Here is a 7,067-nt window from a genome sequence, read left to right as displayed (position 1 = left end):
GAATCCCGGTTGATCACGGTTGTCGGGGCTGGCGTGGTGCGTCACCCCGGTAGGAGCGTGTAACGCCTGCGGTGGGGATACGAGCCACCAGCCCTTCCTCTCTCATGATCCGGCGCACGATCTTCTCGGATACACGCAGATCCAAAGCGTGGTGGAGCCGACGGTAGCCGTAGCGTGAGGACGACTCCTTGAACAGTGCCCTCATACGCACTCGGATATCCGAGTACTTGTCATGCCCGGCACGGGCATGATGATAATGGTAGCTACTCAAGGGGATCATCAGCCTGCGAGTCAAACAGTTCAGTGAAAACATCGGGCGAAGCCGGTCGATGAGCCTGGTCTTCTCCCGGTTCGACAGGCGCCTCAGGCTGGCGCCTGGGTCTTTTTTTACCACGTCGACCACCTCCCGCATCAACGCGTTCTCCAGTTCAAGCTCCTCGACCCGACGGCGTAGCTCACCAACATCATCAGAAACAGGGCGGATTCTGGGCTTGTCTTTCTCCGTCATCGTGGTCCTCCTCCTAGGTTGCACTGCTACCAGACCCTTCTCACGATACGAGACCATCCAATGATGCACCACGGCTGGCTGATACCCAATTGCGCCGCCGCCTGTTTCTGTTGCAGACCGGCAAGACACAGGCGTACGGCTCTCACCCGCTTGGAGAACGGGATGATCGGCTTGGCAATGGCATCGGCATACCGCGGATCCTCATGCAGCCAACGTTCCAAACACTGACGGGTGGGATAACCCAGATGCTCCGCGACCTGCTGGGTCGTCATATCAGTGGAGAAATACAACTCCACGGCACGACCACGCTCCTCTTGACTGAACATAGAATCCTCTCGTTCAATCTCCAAGAAAACGTCCGCAGCCCCCTTGTCTACAGGGATTTGCGCAGTCGCGGAGGAAAGGAGAAACTTCTGGGCATCCGTGCCATTCGGGGCATACAGACGGATCGACGTGCCATCCGTCAAGGATCCACCAGCTATATCCAGAACCCAGTCACCTAATGCCGACTGAATATAATATCCTTCGCCAGAATCACGAATGTACCATTTCTGGGCATCCGTGCCATTCGGCGCCCACTGTTGCACGACGGCCTGGTTACCAGCGGCACCCCCCGAAACGTCTAAAGCCTTGCCTGAGTTCACGTTGATGATGGTGTATGAGCCATCCACCTGTCGCGTGAAGCGATACTGTTGCTCAGTCGTTGAATTTGACTGATGCAGTTCCGTCCTTACGCCATCATCAATGCCCCCGCCCGTAATATCAACGCCGGAGGAATCCTTGGCGAAGGAGTTGATGTAATAAGTGCCATCAGGGACAGACACGGATGAATACTGCGCGACATCCGTCGACGCACGATATTGGCCATTGCCAAATGCACTGACGTCGACCGTACCGGAAATGCCATCAATACTCCCTTGATCCGAGTATTGCCAACCGCGATCGTTGGTAGTGAATTGAAATGGCAATTCGGACCCATAATCCGCCACCCATCGGGTTTTCGCGTGTAGTGCGGAGGAATTCAACTCATGCTGGAGATAGTTGACATACGAGTACACGCCAAGGTTGTCATAGCCTGCGGCCTGCAGCTGGGCATACCACGCATTGACCATGCCCTCATATACCTCCGATGATGTGGGAGGAGTATGCCCCGTCCACGTCCAGTTCTCGAGATCGTAAAATACCGGATAGCTAAGATCGTCTGGGCTGACACCTGCTGAGCGCAACTTGCTGACGACATCCGAACCCTCATTGGAAGCCGTCGGGGTGTCGTAGGCGTATGAGTACAGATAGATGCCGAACGGAATCCCCAGTCGTTTGCATTCTCGGATATTTCGCAACGCCTGAGTGTCGAAGTCATTACCCCATCCATAGCCGATTCTGATAATCACCCCTTGAACGCCGGCAGCCTTGGCACGGGACCAATCTATAGTTCCCTGCCATTGCGACACATCAATCACATGATTGGCTTGCTGCGCGAACAGATCGCCAGAAGCGCCGAAAAAAGCCTGCGAATCATTATAAGAACCCCAATATGCACCATACTCGCTGCTCGTCCACGCAACGGAAGTGGTCTGATTGCGGCCATAGGAAATATAGGCCGATTGCCGAACGGTGCCGGATGCCGCCTGACTCGCACTTTTCTTCATTGCCGCACGTACCTTGTGAACCGAAGTCGGTATGAACGACGAGCCATCGGTTTTTGCCAATGGATCTGGTGGAGTAGTTGATGTCCCAACAATCTTGGAGTCGGTTACGGAAGCGCCCGTGGACAGATTTCTGATCTCTCCATTCTTCAGCACTGCGAGGTCGTCGGAAACGGCTGTCGCACTGTTGGGTATCGATCCACTCACAGTGAGGGGCAGACGCTGATTGGGGTTGTCGGGCATACTGTCAGCCGATATCCCCTCTTGTGCTCCAGTAACTTCCGAGTCGCCGTTGACGACGACCCCGGTGGATTCAGAAGTTCCGTCATCTGCTCTTTGCGTCCAGAGGACACCGTATGACCCGATTGATGACAGCGGGAACAGCACCGTCATTAACACGCCGACTACGCCATAAATGGGATGCATGACTTCGTCTCCTACATACCTACTGCGGTTCCGATTGCGCGATGACCACGGGAAACTGGAAACTCCTAGACATCCTTACCGTCATCTTCCCGACGCCTCTGTCATGAGCATACCTTTAGTTCCTTGCGTTCCTCACATGCAGATTTTTCCATAGGTTTACACGGTGCAGGCGTGGGTATATCTTTCGCCACGCCGAGTACCGCTTCTCCCCTCCCCGTGCTATTATTTCTCGAGTTGTGCTCTGACGGAGTTGCGTCATGCACAATGGAGGATTCGCCTAGTGGTCTATGGCGCACGCTTGGAAAGCGTGTTGGTGTAACAGCCTCACGAGTTCGAATCTCGTATCCTCCGCCCTCAGACGTGGATTGTTGGTATTCCAACGATTCACGTTTACGTTGAGCCGATCCGACTGGATCCTTTTCTACGGTTCATGCACTAACGGTTGTTTACTTCTCCGTTGTCCGCGTGATCCATCGTCTTTTCCGGATTTTACTATTTTTTAGACATGGTAGATGAATCTTGCGGTTCAGATCAATCCCATCGCGACCAGATCGGATAGCTTCTTAGGGAATCACACAGATCTTCAGCGGAGGTCTGATGCAAAATCAGGACTGATCAAGAACCAAGAAGCGCGAGTAACTACGGAGAGGAATGTTGCCGATTGCGGCTGGAATTGCAGTCAAGAGCACTGCATATACTGTCGTCCGGTCGTTGTGCACTCCGAGAAGAAGCCAGCCAGCGTCGGCATGACGAAGATTGGCCTCGTTGCTCAGGGCGGAGAAATATTTCCCCAAATCATCAAGATCGAAATTGTTCTTAGCGGACCTGTACTCCACCACCTCCGTCTCCACATCAGCCAGCAATCTCTGGACCTTGTTGACCACTTCTTCCGGGCGATAAACCATAGAAGCCCCCAACTAATGAAGCCCCCAACTAATGTAAAAACGAACGAACTAATGTAATAGTAGCGCTTCTTATGAGGCCCCAACGAACGTGAGATCGTGGCGGCGTAGCTCGCGTACTCCGAGAAGAGGGTTACGAGGAAGGAACTCGCCACGCGTCCGGGACGAAGCCTCAAGCTCGCGAGCGCAACACTCCATGACCTTGTGGATAAAGGCATCTTGGAATGGCATGGCTCTGCGTTGCGCGACCCCCATCAATACTATTCGCTCAACCAGTAGCCACGACCACTAGGTTCCCACTACCTCCCGCTAAAAGATGACCAATAAAAAGATGACCGGTCTAATGCGAATAAACATACGCAGCTGATCTCCGGCGTTTTCCAGACTCATCGTTATTCCCTGTGCCCCAACGCATTGACCGAATCCTCCATGAAAGCCCTTTCATCAAATTCAGGAACCATTGAGGAGAACAGTCCTACGGTCAGTGCCGACAAGAATCTGACAACCGCCTCATTCATCGGAACAAGACGCTGCGACGATTCCTCCAGTTCCTCATCCTCAAGTTCGAGGAGATTACGATCACCAGACTGGTAGGACGTGATGATCTTACGCAGACGAGGACTGCAACCGCTTTTACCGGTTTTGAATCTGAAAGACCCTTTAGACCACAGACCACTCTGAACTCTTTGAACAAAGTTTCTCTGCCGTATTCATGTACCATTCGCAGCCGCCCACTCTGAATCTCTGAATTTTTCTCTGAATCGTGCAATCCTTCTCTGAATTCAGAAGAAGAGTCACCGAATTCAGAGAAAGCCCACTTCTCAAAGACCAATTAAGTGACAATGGCGTCATTACAAACCCAGCAGGCAACTTCCCGGTACGGGTTGATTTTCTTTTTATTTGCCTGCATTTCCAGAATGAAAACGGACCGAAGTAATGTAAAGATTGATGATTGGATACACTGCGCTGCAGAGCAACCCCACCGGGCGCAATCCCCGCCAGCCAGCAACACTCTTATGCAGCTACGCTCTTACATAACCGATGGAACGCAAGCCCGCGTTCCCTGCGACACAAAAGAACCGAGGCACGCCCATGAACAGGACCGTGGTCATCACAGGATCCACATCGGGAATCGGAAGCGCGTTCGCCGACCTCTTCGCGGATCGGGGGGACGCGCTCATCCTCGTCTCGCGCAACGTCAAAACGCTCCGAGCGCAATGCATGACCTTGAGCGAACGCCATCCGCGGGGGCGGTTCTCGTACATCGTCGCCGATCTCAGCGACCACACCCAGGTGGATGCGGTCTGCCGACGTCTGGCCGACGAACCGGTCGACGTTCTGGTGAACAACGCCGGATTCGGCATGACGGGACCTTTCATCCAAGAGGATCCTCGGGGCATACGGTCCATGATCGACGTCAGCGTTGCCGCCCCCACCGCATTGGCGAGGATCGTCGCCGAGGGAATGGTGACGCGCGGACACGGCCGCATCCTCAACGTCGCGTCGATCGCCGCCTTCATGCCCAACCCCTTCGGCGCGGTCTACGCCGCGACCAAAGCGTACGTGCTCAGTCTGTCCGAAGCGTTGTCGGAGGAGCTGCGCGGCACGGGAGTCACCGTCACGGCGCTATGTCCCGGGCCGACGAGCACACACTTTGCGGAACGTTCCGACATGGGTCGCACCCGGGTGTTCGCGCGGAACGTCATGGACGCCGAATCCGTGGCGCAGGCTGGTTACAGAGGCATGATGCGCGGCCGACGGCGCATAGTCCCGGGGATCCCCAACCATATCGTCACGGGGCTGAGCATCATCGTGCCAACCATCGTGGTTCTTCGAATCGCCGCCTGGGCGTTGAGATATACGGACTAGGGCACGCGGATCCGGACGACATAACGCCGGATTCCCCAATGCACGGAGCGCCGCTGCGCGGATCGCCGATCACCCTCCATCGTTCAGTTCTCCACCGTTCAGTTGTCAACCTGTTGAGTGGAACCCCGATGGATCATGTCATGCTGACTGTAGTAGACCCATCCGGGCTTGGGAGCGCCACCCAGCAATTGCGGGACCGTCACCAGCGCATAGCCCTTGGACCGCAGCCCCGAAACGATATCGGGAATCGCCTGGACGGTACTGGCATGGATCGAATGAAGAAGCACGATCGACCCCGCCGACACCGATCCCAGCACCTTCTCCGTCGTGGCCTTGGCATCACGCGACTTCCAATCCTCCGAATCGACGTTCCATAGGATGATGGCGTCCCCCTGCTGCGCTGCCACCTCACGGACGTCGTCGTTCCATGCTCCGTAGGGAGGCCGGAGCAGCCCGGACCGGCGTCCGCCCGCCGCCGTGATGACCGCATCCGTACGTGACAGCTCGGAGCCGATCGCGGACCGGCTCAACGTCGAGAGCTGGGGATGGTCCCACGAATGATTCCCGTCGATGTTGCCCAGTTGCGTATCGCGTGAGATGTTCGCGGACGTCGTCGACGTGACGTTCCTCCCAATCATGAAGAACGTCGCCTTGACCTTCAGTTTCTCGAGTTCATCACGAAGCTTCACGTCATTGTCTGCACTGGGGCCATCATCGAATGTCAGCGCGACGCATTTCAGCACGTCGCAATCGATTCCCGACTGCTGCGTTATGGCGGCGCTCAGGTCATCCATGGCGGCCTGAAGCGAGGTCACGCCGTCGCGGCATCGTTCGGCCAGATCGTTGGCGGACACGTCGCCGGCTTTCGTCCGGACGAGATCCTGCGCCGCGGTGATCCGCGTGGACAGCTCATCCCGGTATTCCGTTTCGGCCGTCTGCCCCTCGGCCGAGTCCAGAAGCGTCGTGGCCGCGGTGACCAGCGCGGACAGGCTGCCTTGCGCATCGACGAGGGTTTTCGCGTCCCGTCCGGCGATCACGGCGGCCGATGCCGCACGAACCCTTTTCTCCTGTTGCGTCATCGCACGCGAGCTCTTGGCCGCGCTCACGGCCGAGGACTTCAGCGACGCCGTCGAGGATTCCACCGGGCACTGCTCGTCGACGCTCTTCTTTCCGTTCGACCCCATCACCGATGACGCGGCGGCCACTTCCGTCCGCAGATCATCGACGACCTTCCCGTCGGACACCTGCTTCGACGTCACGGACGCCGAGGTCGACGCGATCGAGTCCAGCGTCTTCCGCAGTCGCGCCCGCGCGCGCACGCTTGTCCCCACGGCATCACGGCAGTCGCGAAGCGCGGAATTATGTTCGGTTCTTTTCCATATCAGCACACCGAATATGCTGGCGAAAAGGACAATCACGAGCAGGATGATCCACGGCCACCGAGGAAGATGCCGTCGCGGGGAATCCTGACCAAGAATCGCGATGTCCACCGCACTCAGCGCCTCCTCGGATGCGCGTCCCTTCTGGTCGGTCTGGCCCTCCTTCTGGCCGATCCGACCCTCAACGGAGTCGGCCCCGCCATGTGTTGCCCCGGAATCACCGTCAGCGCCCTGTCGACCTATCATCGCACTTCCTCGCCAAACACCATCTTTTCACCGGAAACGTGTCTTCCTCTCGCTCCATCGAGATTACTAGCAAGCCCCGATGGACCATCCG

5 protein-coding genes and 1 tRNA gene are annotated in these 7,067 nt (G+C 56.6%); 2 read left to right on the top strand and 4 right to left on the bottom strand.

Annotation, left to right across the window (positions count from 1 at the left end; genetic code table 11):
- Positions 1-13: 13 nt before the first annotated feature.
- Both BMIN_RS07915 and BMIN_RS08450 read right to left on the bottom strand, forming a co-directional pair.
- Complete coding sequence (locus BMIN_RS07915) at positions 14-508, bottom strand: IS3 family transposase (RefSeq protein WP_051913475.1); 495 nt, start codon at positions 506-508, stop codon at positions 14-16.
- A gap of 26 nt (positions 509-534) precedes the next feature.
- Entirely contained in the window at positions 535-2,580 is a 2,046-nt protein-coding gene (locus BMIN_RS08450) for a GH25 family lysozyme (RefSeq protein WP_156097287.1), read from the bottom strand.
- Between the two features lie 266 nt (positions 2,581-2,846).
- On the opposite strand from BMIN_RS08450, the gene BMIN_RS00475 reads away from it, so the two are divergent.
- A tRNA-Ser gene (locus tag BMIN_RS00475) sits at positions 2,847-2,931 on the top strand.
- Positions 2,932-3,185: 254 nt separating this feature from the next.
- Here BMIN_RS00475 and BMIN_RS00470 read toward each other — a convergent pair.
- On the bottom strand, positions 3,186-3,485 hold the full coding sequence (locus BMIN_RS00470) for an ATP-binding protein (RefSeq protein ID WP_238565550.1): 300 nt from the start codon (positions 3,483-3,485) through the stop codon (positions 3,186-3,188).
- Between the two features lie 1,089 nt (positions 3,486-4,574).
- Between BMIN_RS00470 and BMIN_RS00465 the strand changes: the two genes are divergently transcribed.
- Positions 4,575-5,351: an SDR family NAD(P)-dependent oxidoreductase gene (locus tag BMIN_RS00465; RefSeq protein WP_022861671.1), complete on the top strand. Its 777-nt coding sequence runs from the start codon at positions 4,575-4,577 to the stop codon at positions 5,349-5,351.
- A 98-nt stretch (positions 5,352-5,449) separates the two neighbouring features.
- Here the strand turns inward: BMIN_RS00465 and BMIN_RS07910 are convergent, their stop codons facing one another.
- Positions 5,450-6,976, bottom strand: coding sequence for a polysaccharide deacetylase family protein (locus tag BMIN_RS07910; RefSeq protein WP_022861672.1), 1,527 nt, complete (start codon positions 6,974-6,976; stop codon positions 5,450-5,452).
- Positions 6,977-7,067 lie beyond the last annotated feature (91 nt).

The organism is Bifidobacterium minimum, assembly GCF_000741645.1.
Classification (GTDB): domain Bacteria; phylum Actinomycetota; class Actinomycetes; order Actinomycetales; family Bifidobacteriaceae; genus Bifidobacterium; species Bifidobacterium minimum.
The sequence above is the reverse complement of the archived record's forward strand: the minus strand, read 5'-3'. Positions and strand labels throughout refer to the sequence as shown.